Here is a 25,452-nt window from a genome sequence, read left to right as displayed (position 1 = left end):
AAAAACATGGATTTGTGAAATTTCACAAATCCATGTGCCGAAGCTTAATATCTAAATAGATGGTGAATTTTTGATTTACATTTTTCAAATCGATTTCAGCGATCTGGCTGATACGCTTGAGGCGGTAATTCAATGTATTAACATGTATATTTAACACCTTGGCAGCGGTATTCACGTTGCTGTCAGCTTCAATAAAACGTTCTAGCGTTTCTACCATATTTGACTGGTGATTCCGGTCATACTGTTCCAGTTTGGATAGCGAATAATTAAAATATCCCGTCTGCTTCCGTTTTTCATGTAAGACATCCAAGTATTGATAAATGCCTAGCTCAGAAAAGCTGAAAAGATGTTGGGTCTCTTCTGCGAACCGTTCCTTCGCTTTTAAAACGGACAATGCTTCCTGATACGAGCGCGAGACAAAAGAAATAGAGTTGTATATTCCGCCAAAAGCGATAGAAGCGCCTTCTATTTTATAACGTTCCTTCAGCTGTTTTTGTGTACTCAAAGCGAACTGTTTTAAATCTTGAAAAGGGTGTTCTGTTTTGGGGGCGGTTAAAATAATGAGTTCATTGGAATCTACGGTCGTCAGCAGCACGTGAACCTGCTGGGTCGTTTCCTGCAAATATTGCAGCTGCTGTTCGATTTTTTCCGTCAGTTCGCTGTTTATCCGGATGATCATCACGGAAAACTCAGAAGGGGCAACCATTCCAAGCTTGTGGAACCCATCCGCCATGTCATGCTCCTGGTGAATGTGTCCGGTCAGCATTTTCCAGAAAAACTCTTGGCTTCGTTCTTCATTTTTTGTTTTTCTGATTTGGAGTTTGAGAAGCTTGTTTCTCACTGCTTTTGCCGCCATTTGCAACGTCATCAGATCATCGTCAGACAATGTTTTTTGGATCTCAAGCGCCCATATGAAGCCAAGCACTTGGCTGTTTTTCCAAATCGAAATGGCAACACGGTTGCTTAGCCCCACATCATCTATTTGCTTTACTCTGATCGGCTGGTCCGTTTTTAAGAGGGCTGGAATCGTCCCGTCTTTCCACAACTTATTAATGACCTTCTCAGGTACTCTTCTGCCAATGATAGTAGACGTCCGGGCAGGGTCTGTGCAGTCGCTGTGTGTGCTGTAGGCAAGAAGCTTGTGGTTAACATCCTCTATGGTGATCGGGCACCGCAGCACGTCGCTGATATGATCAGCCACATCTTCAAGTCTGTCAAAACTGTATTTAAACGGATCATTCGGCATGGTCACAAATCTCCCTACTTTTCATGCTTGATTTCTCTTTGACATCTCATTATCTACCTTTTATTATGATTGTTGTTGTTTGTGAAAATCAACAACAAAGAGCGGGAGCCAAACAACAAAGTAAACGGCATACTAGAGAAACGTCTTATATATGATTGGCAGAGTAATCGCCTGCAGTTTTGCGCCTTATATGATGTGAAGGTTTATTCTGGCTATTCTTTTAAGAAGGTCATCGGAGGCGAAAATTAAGGAAAGAAAAAACTCAACCTTTCAGAAATGGTGCTGTAGCATCAAATTTTCTGAAAGGTTTTTTTGGGAGTTGGAGAATCATTTGGGTCTTTTGGATTATTCGAAGAATGAAGAGAAGATTAAGAAAATGAACCTACTTGTTTAACAATATATGTCATTTTTAAGTGATCCGGGATAAACCATTGGACTCATTTTGTAAAATTAAAACATATTTGTTTGACTGTGCCGAAAAACTGTTTTTATAATAATGACGTTCTAAAAATAAGTGAATTAGCCCATATTTAGGCTGATGGCACAGGAGGTAATGAGGAATATGGCAGGATTAATTCGTGTCACACCCGAAGAGCTAAGAGCGATGGCGAAGCAATACGGCGTCGAAAGCCAAGAAGTATTAAATCAGGTTGATCGTTTAAACCGTATGATCTCTGATTTGAAAAGCATGTGGGAAGGTGCTTCAAGCGAAGCGTTCGCAGATCAATACGAGCAGCTCAAACCTTCATTTATCAAAATGTCAGATTTGCTTCAAGATGTGAATCAGCAGCTTGATCAAACAGCAAATACACTTGAGTCTACTGACCAAGACATCGCAAATCAAATCCGCGGATAACAGTATGAAAGGGAAGGAGCGCCTGATTCACCAGAAGACGGCGCTCTTTCTATGTAAGGGTGATCCTAAAATGTATATTGATATTACAATAGATTTGAAACATTATAACGGCAGTGTCTTTGATCTCAGATTGTCAGATTACCACCCGGTGAAAAAAGTAATTGATATTGCTTGGCAGGCTCAAAGCGTAGCTATACCTCCGCGCGAAGGGCACTGGATCAGAGTGGTTAATAAGGATACGGTGTTTTCCGGAGAATGCAAGCTGTCTGATTGCGGCATTACAAACGGAGACCGGCTTGAAATATTATGAAAGGATCTGGTTGAATGTCAGGTAAACAAAAATCATATTTAGAAAACCAATTAGAAGCCGTTGCCGAGAAAACAGATGCCGGCTATACATTTACCTTTCAGCGGGAAACAATAAAGCTTCTGGACGGTCTCGAAGCCAACGTGATCAAAGATGTAAATCCATTTTTTCATAAAGAGATCGATGTGACGGATGATGAAGTAATCATCACAATCCAACCTCCTCCCTCCTATAAAGCATTCCGCTTCATGAAAGCTAAAGATAAAAAAAGCAAATGGCAGTTTGCCTATCAGCTTGTCCAAGCTGTACAGCAGCACAATCTGTCGAGGCTGAATGTGATTGTCGCTCCTGAAAACATTGTATTCGATAAAGGCCTGACGCCTTATTTTCTCCATTATGGAGTGAAAGAAAGCATTCCTCCTTACGAGCATGATGAGGAAAGAGTGTGGCGGGAGCTGAAAGCGGCAGCGGCTTTGGCAATTGACGGCGCTTTTGCATTTGAAGAATACCTGAAATTCAATGAAACGCTGACGTTCTCCGCAGAGGCTAAGGCGATATTGGATGCGGCGTCCTATGATGACCTGCTCGAGCTGATTCAAACCCATATCGATGAGCTCGAAGCCAAAGCGAAAACATACATACATATTCCAAGAAAGAAGTGGAACATCCAGCGATACATCGGCCTGGGACTCATTGTTTTGCTGGTACCGGCTCTTATTTATTCGATGTACGCCTTATTTTTCGCGCAGCCAAAGCACCAGGCGATAGTGGACAGCAACCGCGCGTTCTTAAACAAGCAGTACAGTGAGGTGATCAGCACGCTGTCGAAGTACGATGCGGAAAGCCTGCCTGAATCGGTGCAGTATCAGCTGGCGACGTCTTATGTTGAGGTGGAGAATCTGGGGAGTGCAAAAACTAAAAACATTGAAAATAATTTAGTTACACTGCAATCAGATCCTCAGCATTTCTTGTATTGGATTGATTACGGCCGTGGGGATTACAAAGAAGCTATCAGTATTGGCCGTAAACTGGAATACAATGATTACATTTACTTTGGCCTTGCGAAATATAAACAGCAGCTTTTATCGGAAGATACAAATGATGAAGATATACAAAAAGAACTCGATTCAGTAAATAGTGAGCTTGAAAAAGCAAAGAAGGAACATGATGAAAATCAAGCACAGTCCAATACTGATACGTCTTTAGTCGATACAACCGAACAACAAACACAAACAGACAAAGAAAAACAACAAGCTGAAGAGAAAGCGGCAGAAGAAAAAGCCGCAGCCGAAGAAAAGGCGAAAAAAGAAGAACAAGCGAAGAAAGAAAAAGAAACAGAAAAGAAAGATGAGAAAAAAGATGACAAATAACGTGAGACATGAAGCGCGGGTCATCGGATGCTGCCGTTTGGCCGTTAGGGGGTTCGCCATTTGAGTCTATTATGGGTTTTTTACCAAAATAACGTTCAAAAACTGAAACTGTCTGACCTCCCGTCGTCCCATCCGGCGACCATTGGGCCTGATGTGAAGGATTCCATTACGATCGGCACCATTCCGTTTGAAAGCGGTGTGATTTCTCTTCAAAGAAAGGAATCTGAAGGCCAATACGAAGTTTTCCTGGGAAATGATGGTCTCGGCGTGATTGAGCCGGATGCATCATTTTCTCTTCAAACGGATCAGGAGGATATACGCTTGATCTTGACGGGCAGTGAGTCTGAGAAAACCGTTTATTTTACGGGGAATCGAGATGAAATCATATGTTCTTCTGATAACCCGAATGCAGATATTTATCTGAATCCGCAAGTTATTAATTTTGCAGAACAAAGCACGTTCTCTTTGCTTCGTGTCGGTCAAAGCTGGTCGGTTCAACCTGAAAGCGGGACGGTCTTCTTGAACGGAGAGAAGATCAACGCCAATACACCGCTCCAGCCGGGAGATGAAATCTTCTGGAACTTTACGCAAATGAGAGTGACGGAACAAGACCTTTTAGAAGTTGTTCATTTTGTACCGTTTGAAACAGCATTAACAGAAACGGTCAAACCGAGCACAGAGATGCAGAAAAAATATCCGCAGTACAGAAGAACGCCGCGAATGGTGTACGACCTGCCGGATGACCGCGTGTCCTTCAGTTTTCCCTCTCAAGAGAGCGATCAAACCAACAGAGGTCTGTGGCTTGTCATCCTGCCGCCGCTTGTGATGCTGGTCGTGATGGGCGTTGTCGCCATCATCCAGCCGCGCGGCATATTCATCCTCGTTTCTCTGGCGATGTTTATGATGACCCTCATTACCTCGACGGTGCAATATTTCCGCGATAAAAACCAACGGAAAAAACGCGAGGAAAAACGGGAGCGTGTGTATAAGCTTTACTTAGACAACAAGCGGAAAGAACTTCAGGCGCTTTCTGAAAAGCAAAAGCAGGTTCTTGAGTTTCATTTCCCTTCGTTTGAACAAATGAAATACTTAACAAGTGAAATCAGTGACCGGATCTGGGAAAAATCACTTGAAAGCAAGGATTATCTCCAGCTGCGGATTGGGACGGGAACAGTCCCTTCAAGCTATGAAATCAATATGAGCGGCGGAGACTTGGCCAATCGTGATATCGATGACCTCATGGAGAAATCGCAGCACATGCAGCGTATCTATAAGGACATTCGCAATGCGCCGGTTACGGTCGATTTGGCGGAAGGTCCGATGGGACTTGTCGGTAAAGCACAAATTGTGAAAAATGAGATTCACCAGCTGATCGGACAATTGTCGTTCTTCAACAGCTATCACGATTTGCGTTTCGTATTTATTTTTCATGAAGAAGAGTATAAAAACTGGGAGTGGATGAAGTGGCTGCCGCAATTTCAAATGCCCCATATTTATGCGAAAGGATTTATTTATAATGAGCAAACCCGAGATCAGCTCCTGTCTTCACTTTATGAATTGATCAGAGAGCGCGATCTCGAAGATGACAAAGAAAAATTGCAGTTCAAACCGCATTTTGTATTTGTCATCACGAATCAGCAGCTGATCTCAGAGCACGTCATTCTCGAATATTTAGAAGGGCAGCATGACCATCTGGGTATCTCTACAATTGTTGCCGCGGAAACAAAGGAAAGCTTGTCGGAAAATATTACGACTCTTGTCCGCTACATCAATGAGCATGAAGGGGACATCTTAATACAAAAGAAAAAAGCGGTAAGGATTCCGTTCCGCCTCGATCATCATCAGCGCGGGGACAACGAACGGTTCTCACGCACGCTGCGGACGCTGAATCACCAGGTCGGCATTACGAATTCCATTCCGGAAACGGTATCGTTCCTGGAGCTTTTCCATGCGAAGGAAGTAAAGGAAATCGGCATTCAGCAAAAATGGCTGACGAGTGAATCGGCGAAGTCGCTGTCAGTGCCGATCGGCTATAAGGGGAAAGATGACATTGTGTATCTGAACCTTCACGAAAAAGCCCACGGTCCGCACGGGCTGCTTGCGGGGACAACGGGGTCAGGAAAAAGTGAATTTCTCCAGACCTACATTTTGTCACTTGCGGTGCATTTTCACCCGCATGAAGCGGCTTTTTTATTAATTGACTATAAGGGCGGAGGAATGGCGCAGCCGTTTCGCAACATTCCTCATTTGCTCGGCACCATCACGAATATTGAAGGAAGCAAAAACTTCAGTATGCGTGCGCTCGCTTCGATTAAAAGCGAGCTGAAAAAAAGACAGCGCCTGTTTGATCAGTATCAAGTCAATCACATCAATGACTATACAAAGCTGTACAAGCAGGGGAAAGCAGAAGTGGCAATGCCTCACTTGTTCTTAATTTCTGATGAGTTCGCCGAGCTGAAAAGCGAGGAGCCTGATTTTATCAGGGAGCTTGTCAGTGCCGCGCGTATCGGGCGAAGTCTCGGCGTTCATTTGATTTTGGCGACACAGAAGCCGGGCGGCATCATTGATGACCAGATCTGGAGTAACTCGCGTTTTAAAGTAGCGCTGAAGGTTCAGGATGCCACCGACAGTAAAGAAATTTTGAAAAACAGCGATGCCGCAAACATTACCGTTACAGGACGCGGGTATTTGCAGGTCGGCAACAATGAAGTGTATGAGCTGTTCCAATCCGCTTGGAGCGGCGCGCCTTACTTAGAGGAAGTCTACGGCACAGAGGACGAAATCGCGATCGTCACGGATACGGGTCTGATCCCGCTTTCTGAAGTGGATACCGAAGATATCGCGAAAAAAGACGTTCAAACAGAAATCGAAGCTATAGTTGATGAAATTGAACGCATCCAAGATGAAATGGGAATCGAGAAGCTGTCAAGTCCATGGCTGCCGCCGCTCGCGGAACGTATCCCGCGCACTCTTTTCCCTTCAGACGAAAAAGATCATTTCCACTTTGCGTATGTTGATGAACCTGATCTGCAAAGACAGGCGCCAATTGCTTATAAGATGATGGAAGACGGAAATATCGGCATATTTGGCTCTTCCGGCTACGGAAAATCGATTGCAGCCGCAACGTTCCTGATGAGCTTTGCGGACGTATACACACCTGAAGAGCTTCATGTCTATATCTTTGATTTCGGAAACGGAACGCTTCTGCCATTAGCGAAGCTGCCGCATACCGCGGATTACTTCCTGATGGACCAATCACGAAAAATTGAAAAGTTCATGATTCGAATCAAGGAAGAAATTGACCGCCGTAAACGTCTGTTCAGGGAAAAAGAAATCAGCCACATTAAAATGTACAATGCGCTGAGCGAAGAAGAGCTTCCGTTCATTTTCATCACCATTGATAACTTTGACATCGTCAAGGATGAAATGCATGAGCTTGAAGCGGAGTTTGTCCAGCTTTCCAGAGACGGACAGAGCTTAGGCATTTACTTCATGATGACAGCAACGCGGGTTAATGCTGTCCGCCAGTCATTGTTAAATAACCTGAAAACCAAGGTTGTCCATTATCTCATGGATCAATCTGAGGGATATTCGATTTATGGACGGCCGAAGTTCAATCTTGAACCGATTCCGGGACGCGTCATCATCCAAAAGGAAGAGCTTTATTTCGCACAAATGTTCCTCCCTGTTGAAGCGGACGATGATATCGGCATGTTCAACGGGCTGAAAGCAGACGTTCAGAATCTTCAGGACCGTTTTGCTTCACTGGAGCAGCCGGCACCAATTCCGATGCTGCCTGAGAGCCTGTCGACGAAAGAATTTTCTCTCCGCTTCAAGCTGGAACGCAAGCCGTTATCTGTACCGATCGGGCTTCATGAAGAAACAGTCAGCCCAGTCTATTTTGATTTGGGCAAGCATAAGCACTGCATGATTTTAGGCCAGACCCAGCGCGGGAAAACAAACGTCTTAAAAGTTATGCTTGAACATCTGATTGATGATGAAACCGAAATGATCGGCCTGTTTGACTCGATTGACCGCGGCTTATCCCATTATGCGAAGGAATCGGATGTCTCATACTTGGAAACGAAAGAAGATATTGAACAGTGGATCGAAACAGCAGAAGGCATTTTCAAAACAAGAGAAGCCATGTATGTAGAAGCCGTCCGTCAGGGAGACGCGCAAAATCTGCAATTCTCACAAGTGGTGCTGATGATTGACGGAATTACGAGATTCCAACAGACGATTGATACGAGAATACAAGACCGTCTGGCAAACTTCATGAAATCATACGCGCATCTTGGCTTCAGCTTTATCCCGGGCGGAAATCACAGTGAATTCTCAAAAGGCTATGACTCCTTGACGACAGAGATGAAGCAAATCCGCCACGCCATTCTGCTGATGAAAAAATCTGAACAAAATGTCATTCCTCTCCCGTACCAAAGACAGGAGCCTGAGATTCAGCCGGGCTTCGGATATGTTGTGGAAAACGGGAAGGAGCAAAAAGTTCAAATTCCTTTATGTTCTGCTGAAAGGGAGAGTGCTAGATGACAGAACAACGAAAAAGCTTGATCAAGTTAATATCCGCCGTCATCATCGTTTTGCTGCTGCCGGTTTTGTTTTTCCGTTTTATCGGAGAAGACCCGGCGAAAAAAGTAGCCAATTCAACGCGGCAAATCGCGGTGGTGAACGAAGACACAGGCGTATTGAGTGAAGAGGTGAAGTCTGATGAAGAGGACAGTTCCGCCCAGTTCGGCAAAGAAGTAGCTGCCGTTCTGGGAGAACGCCCTGATTATTCGTGGACGGTCCTAAACCGAAGCGCGGCCGAGACAGGTCTCGCATCAAAGAAATACGATGCGATCGTCTACATTCCCTCAGATTTCTCAAAAAACATTTTGAGTTATGACAAAGATCATCCTCAAAAAGCAACACTCGAATTCAGCATTCAAGATAACCTGAATGCGGTCAACAAAGAAAAAGTGCAGCGCGAGCTTGAAGATGCGCAAAAGACAATGAATAAAAAAATGTCGGCTTTATATTGGAATTTTGTTTCACAAAAAGTGGACAACATCAGAGGAGAATTTGACAATATCGTCAATAAAGAATCTGAATTTCAAAATGTCATGTACAACTTTTACAAACCTAGCTCAAATGATTTAGCAGGTGAAATCAAACAGCAAAAAGACTTAATCGATGAGCTGAAAAAATCAATGAATGAAGCGCAAGGCACAACAAAAGAAAAAGCTTCAACAGCGGAAGAAGCCAAAAACACGCTGAAAGATTTCGTTGATACCGTTGAAAGATACAAAGAATATCAAGAAAATCAGAAAAAGCTGCTTTTGGCAGCCCAGGATTCTACTCACCAGCAAATCCAGACAGGCCTGGATGCCATTTCAGCGCAGCAAAAGGCCAATCAGTTCAGCGAACGCATGAGCGGACTGGCAACAGGAATCAGCCAAGCGAAAACACAGCTTGCACAAACAAGTACAGTGTTGGCAAATGCCCAGCAACTTAGGGAGGGGCAAGTTCCTCAGCAGGAGTTTGGCATGGCGAAGATACAAAGTGATTTAATTAATCAATACCAGATCGCATCAAGACAGACAGCATTAAACCAGGTTTATGAGCTGCTTGTACCAGCGCGTCAGGCACTGACAGTTGCAAAAGGGGACGACCCAGTCGTAGACGATGGCTCTGACAATGATGATCAAGATAAAGAACCGAAGGAAGAGGATCCTGAAGAACTGAAAATCGATCTTGAAAAACAGCGTGAAGAACTGAAAAGCATCGCCGCTGACATTCAGGACATTTCAGATAATCTAAAGGAACCTGAAAAAGAAGAGCCGACGCCAGAGGACCCGGGAACTGAAAATCCAGGAACTGACGAACCGTCCACTGACGTTCCGGAAAATCCTGATGACGGAACCAACACAACTCCCGACGATACACAGGGAGACACCGGAAACGATGATAACAATAGTGATACCGGAACAGACGGTCAAACGGACGGCAATACTCAGGATCAAGACCAGCAGGGAACAGATGGTCAGGAGCAGAACGGCGATGCCTCTAACGGCGAGTCAGACAGCGGACAAACCGAAACGGACACATCTGCCGAACAGACTGCTTCATCTGACTCAGCCCTTCAAATGATCCAGCTGGCAAATGAAGACGGAACCGGAGATTCAGGCGATACCGAAGGCGACGGCGGGACGACGCAGCCTGAGGACGAAGATCAAACAGGAAACGATGAGGTTTCAGATATCGCAAAAGCAAAAGAACAGCTTAGCAAAGCGTCTGAGCGAATTAAGCAAATTGAAGAAGAGCTCAAAGAAAAAGAAACTGCTCATAATGAAGAGCTGAAAAAGAAATTAGAAGAACTAAAAGAGCAAATGGACGGTCTCAATGATGAAATAGATGATCTCAAAGACCAAGTGAAAACGCTCGATGATAAACTCAAAAGACTCGAAGCGAAACGGGAGCGGGAATTCGAAGGGATTTACCGCGCAATTCGAGAGCTGGAAAATAAAGATCAGCTTCAATTCTCCGGAGAAATTAATACAGAGAGCATCTACGATTTAATGAGATATTATAAATATCTATCTGTATATGATTCGGTATTATCCGGAACCATAGACAGCACGGCAAAAACGAATGCCATTGACGGCCAGCAGGGCAATGTCAAATCACTTCTGGCTCTCACACCGGAAGAATCAGCCAGCTGGGAAGACCTCAAAAACAATATGATGCAAACGGATGAAGACATTAACAGCTTCATCGACGGCATGACCAAATTTGCGGACGAGTACAGCGGCTTTATCCGTGACTCTCAAGCAGGTGTTCTCGACGAACTGACGAAAATCTCTGACAGCGCCGCCAAAGCGTCAGAACAGCTGGTAACAGGCACAACGCAAGAAGCAGCGACGTTCAGTAACGACGGGCTGTCTGGCACAATGGCACTGAGTGTCCAAGATACGGTCGGCCAGGAAGTGCTGCAAATGTCAGACATGATGGGGTCATTGTCTGATCGCCAGTCAGGCATTATTGATTACACAACCAACATGCAGCAAAGCGTGAATGATGTTCAGGCGAAAGCTGACACATTAAACAATAACTGGGGGAAAAATGTCGCCTCCACAAAGCTTGTCCGCAGTGACGTATATGGCATACTGGGAAATACATTAGTAGACGGGCAAAACAACGGCTATGTATATGATTACTTGGCGAATCCGCTTAAAATCAGCGGAGAGGTTCCGGAAGAAAAAACGCAGACGGTGCCGCCGGTTGTCATTCTAGTCATTGTATTGATCAGCAGTTTGTTAATCGGCTATTTCAGCTCGTATTACCAAAACGCGCCGCTTCTCGTCAAAGGAGCGTTATTCGGCATTCTGAACATCCTTGTCGGACTCATGATCAGCTTGTTCGGTTTGAATATTTATTCGCTGCCGGACGATCAGACGATCAAGTGGTCTGTATTTACGATTCTATTGCTGGTTGCAAGCTCTGCCTTCATCCGGGCGGCATTCAGATTCGGATCAATTTCTGGATGGGTTGCTTCAGCGGCGATGATTCTATTCTACGTCGCACCGCTTATTGATTTGATTATGCCGAACTTTACATTTGAAGATCCTGTTTCGAAAGTATTTATCGACATCCAGTACGGCACAGGGCACTTGTTTACAATGGGAATAACGGTTCTGCTGGTCATTACGGTGATTGCCGCGGCTCTGCCGCTTGTGATCCGGCTGATGGCGGAAAAAACAGCAGAAAGCGATGAAACATATGAAGCGTAATCGCAGTATGGAAAAGGGGATCATGATTTGTATGCTCTCCTTTTCCCTTTTCATACCCTCTGCCGCCGCTGCCGAAACTGAAGAAAATACAGATGTCGCGCCAAACCAATATGAGAAAAAAGACATCGAAATCGATACGAATTATTTGCATGAAGATTCCTACTATGAAGAGAAAACAGAACTGCCTGAGGAACAGAAGGATATTACCTTTGATAAGCCGGAGGACAAGGACGCCGAGCTGATAAAAGGTTTGTTTACATCAACAGATGCCGAGGAATCCAACACGATTGCGGCCCAGTCGAAACAGCTCGGGATTACGTTTGCTGAAAAACCAATCACAAAGACGTCATCCACGGAAACAAAGGAAGAGCAAGTAACATCTTCACTGCTGCTTCCGATTCTGTATGTCGTGCTGATTCTGCTCGGAATTGCAGGGATTGTGTTCCTCATCCCAAAAGTCACAGCGCAGGAGAACAAAAAGGTGTAGACAGCGTGCTTGTGTTGTGCAAAAGCGGTACCGTACAATAGGAACGGAAGGAGGAGGTTTCCAATGGAACTTTATATCATCACCGGAGCGTCAAAAGGACTGGGAAAAGCCATTGCATTACAGGCTTTAGAGAAGGGCCATGAAGTCCATGCCTTATCCAGAACAAAAGCTGATGTCTCTCATGAAAAACTGACGCAGCATCAAATAGACCTCATCAATCTCGAAGAAGCTGAACAGCAATTTGAAACGTTGCTCTCATCCATTAATCAGGATCGTTATTCAGGTATTACGCTGATCAATAACGCCGGAATGGTAACGCCGATCAAACGCGCCGGCGAAGCGTCTCGTGACGAGCTGCAGCGCCATTATCAGCTGAACCTGACAGCGCCCGTGCTTTTGAGTCAGCTGTTTACAAAACGGTTTGCTTTATACAGCGGCAAAAAGACGGTTGTCAACATTACGTCAGGCGCCGCCAAAAATCCATACAAAGGATGGAGCGCGTATTGCAGCTCAAAAGCCGGGCTCGACATGTTTACGAGGACATTCGGATTTGAACAAGAGGATGAAGAACTGCCGGTGAACATGATTTCCTTCTCACCAGGTGTGATGGACACTGAGATGCAAGCTGTCATCCGTTCTTCATCTAAAAAGGATTTCCACGACATTGAACGATTTCGGAAGTTAAATGAAACAGGAAGCCTTCGCAGTCCGGCCTTTATTGCCGGCACGCTTCTTTCTTTATTAGAAAAAGGGACGGAAAACGGACGCATTTACGATATGAAAGAGTTTTTGTAGAGCAGAGATTTTCTGCTCTTTTTTTTATAAAAAGGCAGCAGTCCGCGCACTTTGTTGAACAGCCGCATATACTGACTGAAACGCTGCTTTTAGGGTATAACAATGATGATAAGAAGATAAAATGATGTGACATAAGAATTGAGTTTCTCTGCAAATTATGTTAGGATTCTAAAAATATCTAAAGGAGGGGTTTCCATGAGAAAGGTTACATTAATGGATGTTTTCACCCATCCAATTGCACAAAAATATATGCAGCGCTCCGGCGTAGCACATGCGATTGCCTGCGCTTACCATGCGTACAGGCTGTCTATAAAAGCTGACATCAACCCTGATTTAGCTGCGAAAGCGGCGCTGCTGCATGACATCGGCCATTATGAATGGTATACAGACGGCAAGTGGGATTATGAGAAATACAAAAGAAATGACATTCATGCCATTAAAGGGGCGGAACGGGCACATAAGCTTCTGATTCGGCTTGGCGAGGAACCGAAAGCGGCAAAAGAGATTGCCCTTGCCATTTTACTTCATACAGATTCCTATTTGCCTGAAGGCGAATTAGATAAAAACACGCTGCAGCAGATTGTCAAAAAAGCGGACGAACTTGATGAAGAGCCGGGCGGCCGACATCATTACCGCCAGATTGATTCTTCAACGGCACGTAAAAAAATAGAAAAGCTGGATCAATTAATCGACCAAACTCAGGCATCGACGATAAAGTCTGTATAAGTCCCGCTTGTTATACACGGAACAGCGCCAGCTTTCTTCGCTGTCTCCGCTTCACCGCCATTTCCTTTACACCCGCTTCCAAACATCTTCTCCTATAGTCTCCGCACCCCTTGGTTTTATCAGGAAAGCCTGTGTCATTATCCATAATAACGGCATAAGCTGAGATAAAACATAAAAAGGGGATTGAAGTATGGTCAACCAAGGTAGTCCGCAACTGGTCTCTTTAGTCGATCCTTATGTCTATCAGACCATTAAAAAGCTCATCGGCTCAAGGTTCATTATACAGACAGTACGAGATACGGTCAGAGGCAGACTGATCGATGTAAAACCTGACCATATCACAATTGAAGGAGCCCGAAATTCCGTTTGTTTGATCAGAATCCAGCACATGATTTCCGTCACGCCAGATTACAGTGAGCGGGTTTAACAGTGCTTGCGCATGAAAAATAGGCGTACACCGTGACGTCCTATTTTTCAGTTAAGCGCTGCAAAAACGCACTGTGGTACATCGTTTCGTCAAGATCAAATCCGGCAAATTCCTGATAGAGGGCATCTGAAAAACAAAAAGTAACGCCGTACACTGTATAGCTGGAACTTATTGAAGTATGTTGACGGACACGAAAATGATAGCCGTCTGCATCTTTTACATATATCCGGGATGTTCCGGCAAACGGGGCACAGAGCAAAGCTGCCTCACCAAAACATTCGAATCCGGCAATTTTGCCGTCTAGGCCGATATCCAGCAGGATACAATCATTGACTTTAAGCTCCTCCGACTGTACATTCCCGCGCATATTCGGAGGAAGAAGGTGGATATAAGCCAGTTCTGACTCTTTATCGTATGTCACGGCCTTCATCACCAACACTCCTTTCATCACATTAAGAGTTCTGATATGAGTTTATTTTTGTTACAATGATGGGTATAAGCCCTTTTATCTGACAAACAAAGAAAAACTAGGAGGAACAAAGCTTGTTGAAATCAAAAGTCCATTTTTGGACATTGCAGATTTTATTTGTTTTGCTGATTATTTATGTAGCAACAAAGGTTTCATTTGTGTTTCAGCCGTTTATTGTTTTTATCTCGACACTGTTTTTCCCGATGCTGATAGCGGGAATTTTGTATTTTATTTTTAATCCGGTCGTCCGCCTGCTTGAAAAAAAAATTCCGCGAACCTTATCCATTCTATTGATCTATTTACTATTTATCGGTTTGCTGGCCTTCGTTTCCGCGGCAGTCGGACCTGTCATTACGTCGCAAGTGACCGGGCTGTTTAACAATCTTCCTGATTATATAAAACAGATTCAGTCGCTGACAAACGATTTGTCCCATTCCCAATGGTTTACCTGGATGATGAACCAGGATTATGTATCAATATCAAAAATTGAACAGTCGTTGACAAGCTTTCTCCAAAACCTGCCGCAAAATATTACGTCCAGTTTATCTGCGGTGTTTGGCGTCGTGACAAATATCACGCTTGTTATTATCACTGTTCCATTTATCCTTTTTTATATGCTGAAAGACGGACACCGCTTTCCGCACCTGGCAGTGAAAATTCTTCCGGCTTCTTATCGGACAGAAGGCTTAAAGATTTTTAAAGATTTATCCGATACGCTTGCGGCTTATTTTCAGGGACAGCTGTTAATCTGTCTTTTTGTCGGAACAGCGTGTTTTATCGGCTACTTAATCGCCGGTGTGCCATACGCCCTGATTCTTGGGATTGTCATGGCGATTACCAACATCATTCCTTATGTCGGGCCTTTTCTCGGTGCTGCGCCGGCTGTCATTGTCGGTTTTATGGACTCGCCGGCCAAAGCGCTGTTCGCGATTATTGTGGTGGTCGTCGTTCAGCAGCTCGACGGGAACCTGCTGTCTCCTCTCGTGATCGGAAAGCGACTCAATACGCATCCGCTTACGATTATTTTACTGTTGATCGGAGCGGGAAGCTTCGGCGGCATTCTCGGCATGATTTTAGCGGTGCCGGTGTACGCGGTAGTGAAGGCATTCTTCCTGAATATTGTCCGCCTAATCAAACTGCGCCAGCGGTCACGCCTTGAAGAAAACGCGAAGCCCGCTGAATAGGCGGGCACCATTTGCGCATCTTTGCATATGATGCTGTAAATCAATGCGGAGGTGGGGAAATGCCTGCGATTGTAGGTCCGATTTATATTATGTCAATATCAGGTGATGCGGCGGCCAGTTTTGGAGATGTGTTTGCGATTTCGCCGAAAAGCGTCGATCACTCAGGCGTGGGCTCGGGGGCGTTTCAGCTCGGTGATTTTGTGAGCATCAATAACCAAACGAGTAAAACGCTCTTCAAAGATGCCGATATCATTGATGAAACAGTTTCGTTTAACGGGTAACAGCCTTTTCAGGGGAGGCTGTTGCTTTTTTATTGTATAATATGGGTAGTCTTTGAATAGAGAGGTCATGTTATGAAAATAAGAAAAGCGAATATCAATACGCAAACCGGAATGATCACAGACGTGTATCTGCATGAAAACAGAAAAGAACTGCGCACGCTTGTAGCGGTTCCACAGCTGGAGTGGAGCACGATCATTTCTTATGAAGAAGATAAAGCAGCTCTGCCTGAACGGCTGGAAGCTTCTTTGCGCCGGCATACAGAGAAAGATACGGCAGGTGAGCTGGCCAAAAAAATCATTCATTGGGTAACAGAAATGTAAGCGGCCCTTGAAAGTTTAGCTCCTGCCTGATCAGGTGATAATGAAGACAAACAAGACGGGAGGACGAGCTTTTGAGTGATGATAAAATGGATCTCTATTTGCAGCAAGGAATGTATGGGCCCTTGGAAACAAAGCCTGACGAGCGCCACTTGTTTTTAGGCTCATTAAGGGAAAGAACGCTTTTGGCACTGACGAAAGGACAGGTGCTCAGAAGCAAACCGTATGAAGAAGCGGAGCGTGCGCTCAAAAGCAGCAAAAACATCACCCTTTTGATTAATGGAGAGCTTCAGTATCAGTCTTACTCTCCTTATATCCAAATGGCGAACCGGAACGGAGTGCACTTCAAGATCGTATCGGATCTTCAGTTTCATACGCCTCTAGGCCTTGTCATTGCGGCTGACACCGCTGTAAACCGTGAATTGATATATATTCAGGACGACATTTTTAACCGGTCAGTGCTGAAATCTTAAGAGACAAACGGATCGTTTGTCTTTTTATTGATGGCAATTCCCTTACAACTGGAGATAAGATATAATGTTCTCATACTGATGGCGGGGAGGCCAGCTATGAAAAAAGCACTTATTTGTATAGATTATACGAATGATTTTGTGGCGAGTGACGGAAAATTGACTTGCGGAGAGCCTGGCAGAATGATAGAAGAGGCGATCGTCAATTTGACTGAAGACTTCATCACAAACGGTGATTACGCCGTATTTGCAGTAGATTCTCATCATGAAGGGGATCAATATCACCCTGAAACCCGTCTTTTTCCTCCGCATAATATTAAAGGCACGGATGGAAAAGATCTGTACGGAAAGCTTTTGCCTCTATATCAGAAACATGAACATGAACCAAACGTATACTACATGGAAAAAACGAGATATTCTGCTTTTGCGGGTACTGATTTAGAGCTTAAACTCAGAGAGCGGCAGATTGGCGAACTGCATCTTGCCGGCGTCTGCACAGATATTTGTGTGTTGCATACAGCGGTTGACGCATACAACAAAGGGTTCCGGATTGTTGTGCATAAACAGGCTGTTGCCAGCTTTAATCAGGAGGGGCATACATGGGCTCTTTCCCATTTTGCAAACAGCATCGGAGCGCAAGTGGCAGAGTAAGGAAGGGGAAAAACAGTGTTAGAGTATGGATTTAAAGATGACAGCCTGTCATTACATACAGACCTTTATCAAATCAATATGGCCGAAACCTACTGGAGGGACGGCATTCATGAAAAGAAAGCGATTTTTGAGCTTTTTTTCAGAAGGCTTCCGTTTGAAAATGGCTATGCGGTATTTGCGGGCTTGGAAAAAGCCATCGAATACTTGGAAAATTTCAAGTTTACGGATAGCGACCTGAATTATTTACAGGAAGAACTCGGGTATCATGAAGATTTTATTGAATATTTGCGCGGTTTAACTTTTACAGGTTCACTTTATTCCATGAAAGAAGGAGAACTCGTTTTTAACAATGAGCCAATTATGAGGGTGGAAGCCCCCCTTGTAGAAGCGCAGCTGATTGAAACGGCTTTGCTCAACATTGTGAACTACCAAACATTAATCGCAACAAAGGCTGCCCGGATTAAAGGCGTCATCGGCGATGAAGTCGCGCTTGAATTTGGAACAAGACGGGCGCATGAAATGGATGCGGCCATGTGGGGAGCGAGAGCAGCCTTAATCGGCGGCTTCAGCGCGACAAGCAATGTAAGAGCCGGAAAGCGCTTTAATATCCCGGTTTCCGGCACTCATGCGCATGCGCTTGTGCAGGCCTACCGCGATGAATATACAGCTTTCAAAAAATACGCGGAAACGCATAAGGATTGCGTCTTCTTAGTAGACACGTATGACACGCTTCGTTCAGGCATGCCGAATGCGATTAAGGTTGCCAAGGAATTCGGAGACCGCATCAACTTTATTGGCATCCGCCTTGACAGCGGCGATTTGGCGTACCTGTCAAAAAAAGCCCGGAAAATGCTCGATGAAGCAGGATTTACAGACGCGAAAGTCATTGCGTCAAGTGACTTGGATGAGCATACCATTATGAATTTAAAGGCTCAGGGAGCGCGCATTGATGTCTGGGGTGTCGGTACGAAGCTGATTACAGCCTATGACCAGCCGGCTCTCGGGGCGGTTTACAAGCTTGTTGCCATTGAAGAAGACGGGAAACTGGTCGATACGATCAAAATTTCTTCCAATCCTGAAAAAGTGACGACACCGGGCAGAAAGAAAGTGTACCGTATTATCAATCAGTCCAATCATCATTCTGAAGGTGACTATATTGCGCTTTATGATGAGCAGGTGAATGATCAGAAGCGGCTCAGAATGTTCCACCCGGTTCATACATTCATCAGCAAATTTGTCACCAATTTTTATGCGAAGGATCTTCATGAGCTGATTTTTGAAAAGGGTATTCTTTGCTACCAAAACCCTGAGATATCAGACATACAGCAGTATGTACAGGATAACCTCAGCCTGCTGTGGGAGGAATATAAGAGAATCAGCAAGCCGGAAGAATATCCGGTTGATTTAAGCGAGGACTGCTGGAGCAATAAAATGCAACGGATTCACGAAGTGAAAAGCAGACTTGATGAAGAACTTGAAGAAGAATAAAGAAAACTGGCCTTTCGTTCGCGAAGAGGCCAGTTTTCTTTATGAATATATTATTTTTCATGTTTAGACAATTTTCGTCAAATTATTTGATATACTTAAGAGTGAACGCCGCGCGTAGTGTAAGGGGGATAAATCAATGAGGGTGTTTGTTGCAAGACAGCCTATTTTTAATAGAAAAGAACAGGTTGTTGCTTATGAACTGCTGTATAGAGAAAGCGAAGAGAATGTCTATAGCGCTAAAGACGGCGATCAGGCAACAGCAGATTTGGTGATTAACAGCTTTTTAAACATCGGAATTGAGAAGCTGACGGAAGGGAAACGCTGTTTTGTTAATTTTACGGAAAGCCTGATGTTTTCGAATCTTCCCACCTCCTTTAATCCGAAGCAGCTTGTCATTGAAATCCTTGAAGATATACCGATCACGCCGGCCCTCATCTCAAGATGCAAAGAACTGAAAAAAATGGGGTATATGCTGGCGCTCGATGATTTTTATGCAATAAACCCGCAAAATGAAGACTTACTGGAAAAGCTCATGAGCTATATTGATATATTGAAAATTGATTTTCTTAAAACAACCCGAATGGAACGCAGAAAAATTTTGCAAACCTACGGCTGCAGAGGCTTGATCTTTTTAGCGGAAAAAGTTGAGACCAGAAAAGAATATAAACAGGCCGCCCAAGACGGCTTTCAATTATTTCAGGGTTATTTTTTCAGCGAGCCGCGCATCATCAGCGGGCATGATTTGTCGACTCATTTCTATTCATACTATGAACTGCTTAACGAATTGAGCAAAGAGCAGCCTAACATAAAGCGTGTGACAGAGTACATAGAGCGGGATTTATCATTGTCCTATCAAATCTTAAAATTTTTAAACTCATCCCACAGCCGTTTGAGCCAGAAAATTGAAAGCATTCAGCAGGCTATTATGCTGCTGGGATTTAATGAAATCAAACGGTGGATATACATTCTTTCCTTTAAGGATTTAAGCAGAAAAGGGCATTCCAGCAAGCACGAAATCATTAAGATTTCTTTGATGAGAGCAAAGCTTTGTGAACTGCTGGCGAGAAAAACAGCCCGGCCGCAGCCTGCTTCTTATATGCTGATCGGAATGTTTTCTCTCATAGACACTCTGCTGCATAGAGAAATAGAAGAGATTATTCAAGAATTGCCTTTAAAAGATGAAGTCGGAAAAGCGTTATTAGGCCATCAAAACGACTACTACCACATGCTTGAGCTTGTGAAATGTATTGAAAGCAACAACTGGGACACTCATACAGAATTAGGCAAAGAACTGGATAAAGAAGAAGCGTATGAGTGTTATCTTGAGGCTCTGGAGTGGTGTCATCATCTGATGGACGCAAAATGATTGCGGTCTTCTGACCACCGCAAAGCAAGAATCATTCGGCTTTGCGTCCCGATAAGGCTGATGTAAATGCCGTCGGGATTAAAGACCGCATCCACTTCATGCCGGACGCCCATTTGTTTGATCAGGCGCTTTACAGATTGTTTATCTGACTGCTCGGCTGCGGTCAGGATGCGGCGTGAGAGCTCCCGCGAGCCCGCAATGCGGCTGAGAACGAGCTGGGCATCCGCGAACATTCCTGCGGCCTGCTTCGCTGAACGGATAAAGGTATCTGTATTGCCGTCAGGAGCAGGCGGGCGGCGTATCTCATAAGGATAGGCGTAAAACCAAGGATAGTGATATTTCATGGGAGCACCTCACTCAAAAGGGATGTTTCTATATGTATAGATTTCTAATCGCCGAATATGACAAAGCGAAAGGCCACAACTTTAGTGTTGCGGTCTTTTCGGTGTTTGTCGGTCAGGATACGGCAAGAATCGCGTATTCAATTTTGAAAATACAGTACGGAGGACTATAGTCTTACTTAGTTAAAATGCGAAATGCGTTCAAATCAAGGGAAGTAAGAATCTTTCTCAATTCCAGCAGAAATATACGCTCCTTCACATAGAAATAAAGTCCCGTTCTCGTTGTGATTCATTAGAGCATAAAGACCTATTGATATTTGCGGTGTCACGCAGGACTTTTTTGCATACTTTTCGGTGAAAAATAACCTGAAAGCAGATACACTATTAGTAACAGATCAAATACCTAGGACTCGTTCACCATACACAATTCATTGATCTTTCAAAAAAAGGAGTGTGGAAACGATGGAAAAGAAACTTGAAGAAGTAAAACAATTGTTATTCCGACTCGAACTTGATATTAAAGAAACGACAGATTCATTACGAAACATTAACAAAAGCATTGATCAGCTCGATAAATACAATTATGCAATGAAAATTTCGTGAAAAAGACTTGGAAACAAGTCTTTTTTTTCGTTCTACATATACAAATAAAGGATAAAGTATTATATGATTGTTAAAAAACGAAAAACCTGCTGTCTTTTAAATGGTCTATTTAGTAAAATAGAATGGGAGGGTGAAGAACATTAGTAAGGAAATGTGTTTAGATGAAAATTCCATTAAAAAAAAGATGCAGGAGATTGTACACGAAAAAATTCGAAATTCGGATTTAAAAGAGTATCTAATCAACTTTATCGATGAAAAAAATCATTTTTCTTTTGGTTCTCTTGCTTTTAAGCATTACGTAGCTTTAAGCGGTAATCAGTATTTGCATATTTTAACGTTAGCTGGAGGAATTGAGCTTTTAATCTTAGCTTTCGATATATTTGATGATTTAGAGGATGAGGACAACATTGAAAAAGAATGGATGGCAATAGATCCTTCTCTATCTCTGAATGCTGCAACTACCCTTTATACCTTAGGGCTAGAAACCATTTGTTCTATTAGCGATAGTGCTAAATTTCATCGGCTCACCTTAAAATATGCTTTAAATGCTATGCAGGGGCAACATGATGATTTAAGGAACTCTCCTGAGACGGAAGAAGAATGCATTAAAATGATGAAACAAAAGTCAGGTTCTCTTACAGCTATGTCTGCAGTTTTAGCTGCTATGCTTGCAAATGGAGAGTTTAATCAAACTATTGAGGATTATGCTTATAAAATAGGAATAATAAAGCAATTGGAAAATGATTATTATGGTTTAGTTAATGATCAACGTAGCGATATTAGAAAGAAAAGAAAGACTTTAATTTATTTATTTTTAAACCGCAAATTTAATGAGGCTTCAGTAAAGATATTAAAACTAATGAATTCCCAAACAAGTTATCATAGTCTTATTTCTGATAGCTCTAAATTTGATGAATTATTATTTGAAGCCGGGCTTAATCAATATGTATCTATGTTGATTAAGCTTTATGAGGAAGATATTAAAGCAAGTATGAATCAATTAAACTTAAATATAAAATTATAAAAAGGGGTATACCGATGAAACAAGACATGATTAATTACTTAATGAAAAATCCTCAAGTTTTAACTAAATTAGAAAATGGAGAGGCAAGTTTAATTGGGATACCAAATAAACTTATACCTTCACTTTTGGATATTTTCAACAGAGAAATGACTCTCTCAAAGAAATGTAAGGGAATTTTCTGGGAGCAGTAATTCAGAGAGAAGTGGTCTATTGAAAAACTTTAAAAGAAATTTTTCTATAGTGCTAATATTATTTAGTTTCTTATATTTTGCTTATATTGTTTATTTCACTCAGAATGGGATTTTAGTTGGTACTTATGTTTCTGAAACAGACAACCATGAGCTGAAAGTTGAAAAGCTGACTAAATCCACATATGGACAATATATGGGCTTGAAAGAAGGAGACTTAATACTCGAAGTAAGTGGGAAGAAACCTACAAGCGAAAATATAAAAAGAAATTATTTAGCTAAAGCTGAGCATTTAAAAGTTAAAAGGGGTAACCATGAAATTCATTTACAGAATACGGAGTATATCTCTTTAAATAATTCTTATAGCTTTTTCATTTATATTATTCCTTGTATATTTTTTGCATTGAGTCTGTTATGTACATTTTATATTTATAGGGTCAATCGAGTAAAAAATACTTACTCGGCTTATATTTTGATTAATTTTTTGCTGTTTATATCCATAGCATATTTAAGTGCTGGAGGCGTAACTAGAGGGTATGAAGTAAATAGATATATTAATCTTTTTACCTTTTTAAATGTACCTGTTTTGTATTTGCATTTTCTGTATCAATATTTCAAAGAATTAAGGATCAAGTTTTCATCACGTTATATCGTGAATACGTTATACATGTTGCCGATTATCAATGTATTATTAGTGTTCACTCAGAAATATCTTCCCTCAGGAATTATGACGAATATTAGTAATATAAATTTAGTAACATTCTTAATCGAGATTACGGTTGTTTATTTTTGTATTATTTATTATGGGATCATTTATAGAAAAAGGGATCATTACTATTTGTTGAAAGTATTATTGATTTCAAATACGGTAGCCTTCTTTCCTTTTACAGTCTTATATATCATGCCGGAAGTTTTATTTGGGCAATATATTTATTCAGCGATAGTGACTGCGCCGTTCTTAATAATTATCCCATTAGCATTGGTTTATCAATTCGTTGTAAATAAAATTTATGATATAGACTTTATCCTAGGCAGAATTAGATATTATAGTTTATTGTCCATCATTCCAACAATAGGCATAGTTTGGTTGTCAATTATATTTGATAGCAAAAGAGCGGATTTTAATATCATCTTAATTACGTTATGTACGTTCATCACTTTTCTGGCAGTCTTTTATATTAAAGAACTGTTAGACTATAAATTTCGGTTAAAACGATTTTCGGAAAAATATAATTATCAAGACAGTATTTTTAAATATACGCAATTAATTAAAGGCGTATCAGCTTTGGATCAGGTATTTAAGAACTTAAAGACAACAATACTAGAAGTTCTACCCGTAAGTAAAGCCTACATCTTTGAAGTTGGTGCAGATAGAGAAATCATATACTTTGACAAACAGAGTGTTGAACCTAACTGGAGGCTATATAAAACAGAATTTGAAAAGGTCACTAAAGAAATAGGAAAGATTATTGAGGTTAATCAAGGCTTTTTGATCAAAGTAGGGGAAAAAGGTACAAGTTCTTATGTATTGCTTTGTTTATCTAGCATCAATACACCAAGGTTGACAAGAGATGAAATTTCTTGGCTGAAAACATTATCATTTTATACAAGTGTATCCATGGAAAATGTAGTGCAAATTGAAGAACTTATGAACCATTTACAAGCTTTAAAAAGGGAAGATGCCAACCCAGTTTGGCTCAAAAAACTCATGTACACCATCGAAGAAAAACAACGCTCTGATCTCGCCCGCGATCTCCACGACTCGGTTCTACAGGATTTGATTTCATTAAAACGTCAGTGTGAGCTGTTTTTGGCTGATTTTAAGAAGGATGATAGTCCGTGCCGGGAAGATGTGCAGGACAAGCTTGTACAGATGAATGAGCAGATGTCTGATGTGATTTCGATGACGAGGGAGACGTGTCATGAGCTGCGGCCGCAGCTTCTGTATGATCTTGGGCTTGTGAAGGCGCTGTCCAAGCTGGTGGCGCAGCAGCAGGAACGGGTTCCGTTTCATATCCGTTTAAATACCGGCAGATTTACGGCTTCGCTTGATTTGGATTCGCAGCTGAATTTGTACCGGATCATTCAAGAGTTTCTGTCTAATGCGGTCAAGCACTCTCAGGCGACGGATGTGCTGATTATGCTCATCAGTATTCAAAACAAGATCGTTCTTCATTATGAGGACGATGGTGTAGGATTTGATCAAGAGAAAAATAATGAGCATTCCATGAGTATGGGGCTTTCCGGCATTAAAGAGAGAGTCAGGGCTTTAGATGGACGCCTTCGGATTGAAACAAGTGAAGGAAAGGGCTTTAAGGCTGATATTGAAATCGAATTGTAATGGTTTTATAACGGAAACGACTTGGCACAAGCCAAGTCTTTTTTATAAAATGGAAAAGAGTGAGTAAAAGGGAGGAAAACATGAAAAAGATACTAGTGATTGATGACCATCCGGCTGTCATGGAAGGCACCAAGACAATTTTGGAAACGGATTCGAATCTGTCTGTTGATTGTCTCAGTCCTGAACCGAGCGAACAGTTTATCAAACAGCATGATTTCTCGTCATATGATCTCATTTTAATGGATCTGAATTTAGGCGGCGAGATCAATGGGATGGAGCTTTCTAAACAGATTTTACAAGAGAATCCTCATTGTAAAATTATCGTGTATACCGGTTACGAGGTTGAGGATTATTTTGAGGAAGCGATTCGTGCGGGTCTGCACGGTGCCATCAGCAAAACGGAATCTAAAGAAAAGATCACCCAATACATATACCACGTACTCAACGGAGAAATTTTAGTCGATTTTGCTTACTTTAAACAGCTGATGACTCAGCAAAAAACAAAGCCGGCTCCTTCCTCTCAAAAAGAACAAGATGTGCTCACACCTAGAGAATGCCTGATTCTTCAAGAAGTTGAAAAGGGGTTTACAAACCAAGAAATCGCAGATGCGCTTCATTTGAGCAAGCGGTCCATTGAATACAGTTTGACATCGATTTTCAATAAGCTGAATGTCGGTTCCCGAACGGAAGCGGTTTTGATTGCGAAATCAGACGGTGTACTTTAAAT

General features: G+C 42.5%; 25 protein-coding genes. 22 read left to right on the top strand and 3 right to left on the bottom strand.

Going from position 1 to position 25,452, the window contains the following annotated elements:
* Positions 1-22: 22 nt before the first annotated feature.
* A complete protein-coding gene (gene adeR, locus ACY3LV_RS09195) occupies positions 23-1,246 on the bottom strand; it encodes a sporulation transcriptional activator AdeR (protein WP_333518522.1) in 1,224 nt (407 codons plus the stop codon).
* A 562-nt stretch (positions 1,247-1,808) separates the two neighbouring features.
* Here adeR and ACY3LV_RS09190 point away from each other — a divergent pair.
* The 9 genes from ACY3LV_RS09190 (at position 1,809) to ACY3LV_RS09150 (ending at position 14,001) form a co-directional block, all read left to right on the top strand.
* Positions 1,809-2,102, top strand: coding sequence for a WXG100 family type VII secretion target (locus ACY3LV_RS09190; protein ID WP_003220661.1), 294 nt, complete (start codon positions 1,809-1,811; stop codon positions 2,100-2,102).
* A 70-nt stretch (positions 2,103-2,172) separates the two neighbouring features.
* A complete protein-coding gene (gene yukD, locus ACY3LV_RS09185) occupies positions 2,173-2,412 on the top strand; it encodes an ESX secretion system protein YukD (protein WP_010329928.1) in 240 nt (79 codons plus the stop codon).
* A 14-nt stretch (positions 2,413-2,426) separates the two neighbouring features.
* The gene (gene essB, locus ACY3LV_RS09180) at positions 2,427-3,779 is read left to right on the top strand and encodes a type VII secretion protein EssB (protein ID WP_333560785.1); all 1,353 of its coding nucleotides are present in this window, start codon (positions 2,427-2,429) and stop codon (positions 3,777-3,779) included.
* A 60-nt stretch (positions 3,780-3,839) separates the two neighbouring features.
* A complete protein-coding gene (essC, locus tag ACY3LV_RS09175) occupies positions 3,840-8,327 on the top strand; it encodes a type VII secretion protein EssC (protein WP_464863662.1) in 4,488 nt (1,495 codons plus the stop codon).
* Positions 8,324-11,566 (top strand): type VII secretion protein EsaA, encoded by a 3,243-nt coding sequence (esaA, locus tag ACY3LV_RS09170; RefSeq protein ID WP_202328136.1) that lies wholly within the window; start codon positions 8,324-8,326, stop codon positions 11,564-11,566. Before essC ends, esaA begins: the two co-directional genes overlap by 4 nt.
* A gap of 31 nt (positions 11,567-11,597) precedes the next feature.
* Positions 11,598-12,053, top strand: coding sequence for a type VII secretion protein EssA (gene essA / locus ACY3LV_RS09165; protein ID WP_464863726.1), 456 nt, complete (start codon positions 11,598-11,600; stop codon positions 12,051-12,053).
* Between the two features lie 63 nt (positions 12,054-12,116).
* On the top strand, positions 12,117-12,848 hold the full coding sequence (locus ACY3LV_RS09160) for a (S)-benzoin forming benzil reductase (RefSeq protein ID WP_333518526.1): 732 nt from the start codon (positions 12,117-12,119) through the stop codon (positions 12,846-12,848).
* 195 nt (positions 12,849-13,043) lie between these two features.
* Positions 13,044-13,574 (top strand): HD domain-containing protein, encoded by a 531-nt coding sequence (locus tag ACY3LV_RS09155; RefSeq protein ID WP_148963974.1) that lies wholly within the window; start codon positions 13,044-13,046, stop codon positions 13,572-13,574.
* 190 nt (positions 13,575-13,764) lie between these two features.
* Positions 13,765-14,001 (top strand): YuzF family protein, encoded by a 237-nt coding sequence (locus ACY3LV_RS09150; protein WP_087993285.1) that lies wholly within the window; start codon positions 13,765-13,767, stop codon positions 13,999-14,001.
* Between the two features lie 40 nt (positions 14,002-14,041).
* Here ACY3LV_RS09150 and ACY3LV_RS09145 read toward each other — a convergent pair whose 3' ends face one another.
* Positions 14,042-14,431, bottom strand: coding sequence for a DUF2283 domain-containing protein (locus ACY3LV_RS09145; protein WP_464863661.1), 390 nt, complete (start codon positions 14,429-14,431; stop codon positions 14,042-14,044).
* A gap of 113 nt (positions 14,432-14,544) precedes the next feature.
* Here ACY3LV_RS09145 and ACY3LV_RS09140 point away from each other — a divergent pair, with 113 nt between their 5' ends.
* From ACY3LV_RS09140 to pdeH, 7 genes are all read left to right on the top strand, one after another.
* The gene (locus tag ACY3LV_RS09140; RefSeq protein WP_148963972.1) at positions 14,545-15,654 is read left to right on the top strand and encodes an AI-2E family transporter; all 1,110 of its coding nucleotides are present in this window, start codon (positions 14,545-14,547) and stop codon (positions 15,652-15,654) included.
* A gap of 59 nt (positions 15,655-15,713) precedes the next feature.
* Positions 15,714-15,935, top strand: coding sequence for a spore germination protein (locus tag ACY3LV_RS09135; RefSeq protein ID WP_087993284.1), 222 nt, complete (start codon positions 15,714-15,716; stop codon positions 15,933-15,935).
* Positions 15,936-16,007: 72 nt separating this feature from the next.
* Positions 16,008-16,256: a YueH family protein gene (locus ACY3LV_RS09130; protein ID WP_333518528.1), complete on the top strand. Its 249-nt coding sequence runs from the start codon at positions 16,008-16,010 to the stop codon at positions 16,254-16,256.
* A gap of 71 nt (positions 16,257-16,327) precedes the next feature.
* A complete protein-coding gene (locus ACY3LV_RS09125; protein WP_333560780.1) occupies positions 16,328-16,726 on the top strand; it encodes a DUF1694 domain-containing protein in 399 nt (132 codons plus the stop codon).
* A gap of 96 nt (positions 16,727-16,822) precedes the next feature.
* On the top strand, positions 16,823-17,374 hold the full coding sequence (locus tag ACY3LV_RS09120; RefSeq protein ID WP_087993281.1) for a cysteine hydrolase family protein: 552 nt from the start codon (positions 16,823-16,825) through the stop codon (positions 17,372-17,374).
* A gap of 15 nt (positions 17,375-17,389) precedes the next feature.
* A complete protein-coding gene (locus ACY3LV_RS09115) occupies positions 17,390-18,862 on the top strand; it encodes a nicotinate phosphoribosyltransferase (protein ID WP_148963969.1) in 1,473 nt (490 codons plus the stop codon).
* Between the two features lie 136 nt (positions 18,863-18,998).
* Positions 18,999-20,228 (top strand): cyclic di-GMP phosphodiesterase, encoded by a 1,230-nt coding sequence (gene pdeH / locus ACY3LV_RS09110; RefSeq protein WP_087993279.1) that lies wholly within the window; start codon positions 18,999-19,001, stop codon positions 20,226-20,228.
* Here pdeH and ACY3LV_RS09105 read toward each other — a convergent pair.
* Positions 20,207-20,572, bottom strand: a complete 366-nt coding sequence (locus ACY3LV_RS09105) for a YuzC family spore coat inner layer protein (RefSeq protein ID WP_087993278.1) — start codon at positions 20,570-20,572, stop codon at positions 20,207-20,209. The genes pdeH and ACY3LV_RS09105 overlap by 22 nt on opposite strands.
* A 32-nt stretch (positions 20,573-20,604) precedes the next feature.
* Between ACY3LV_RS09105 and ACY3LV_RS09100 the strand changes: the two genes are divergently transcribed.
* From ACY3LV_RS09100 to comA, 6 genes are all read left to right on the top strand, one after another.
* Positions 20,605-20,742 carry a hypothetical protein gene (locus ACY3LV_RS09100; RefSeq protein ID WP_176365307.1) on the top strand — a complete coding sequence of 46 codons (138 nt, stop codon included), beginning with the start codon at positions 20,605-20,607 and terminating at the stop codon, positions 20,740-20,742.
* A gap of 289 nt (positions 20,743-21,031) precedes the next feature.
* Positions 21,032-21,172, top strand: a complete 141-nt coding sequence (gene degQ / locus ACY3LV_RS09095; protein ID WP_003220708.1) for a degradation enzyme regulation protein DegQ — start codon at positions 21,032-21,034, stop codon at positions 21,170-21,172.
* A 130-nt stretch (positions 21,173-21,302) separates the two neighbouring features.
* Positions 21,303-22,196 carry a polyprenyl synthetase family protein gene (locus ACY3LV_RS09090; RefSeq protein ID WP_333560777.1) on the top strand — a complete coding sequence of 298 codons (894 nt, stop codon included), beginning with the start codon at positions 21,303-21,305 and terminating at the stop codon, positions 22,194-22,196.
* Positions 22,197-22,210: 14 nt separating this feature from the next.
* Positions 22,211-22,387, top strand: coding sequence for a competence pheromone ComX (gene comX / locus ACY3LV_RS09085; protein WP_333560776.1), 177 nt, complete (start codon positions 22,211-22,213; stop codon positions 22,385-22,387).
* A gap of 19 nt (positions 22,388-22,406) precedes the next feature.
* A complete protein-coding gene (locus ACY3LV_RS09080; protein WP_333560775.1) occupies positions 22,407-24,725 on the top strand; it encodes a histidine kinase in 2,319 nt (772 codons plus the stop codon).
* An 80-nt stretch (positions 24,726-24,805) separates the two neighbouring features.
* Positions 24,806-25,450 carry a two-component system response regulator ComA gene (gene comA, locus ACY3LV_RS09075; protein WP_202328144.1) on the top strand — a complete coding sequence of 215 codons (645 nt, stop codon included), beginning with the start codon at positions 24,806-24,808 and terminating at the stop codon, positions 25,448-25,450.
* The last annotated feature ends 2 nt before the right edge of the window (positions 25,451-25,452 follow it).

Source organism: Bacillus sp. 11C, assembly GCF_055486375.1.
The sequence above is the reverse complement of the archived record's forward strand: the minus strand, read 5'-3'. Positions and strand labels throughout refer to the sequence as shown.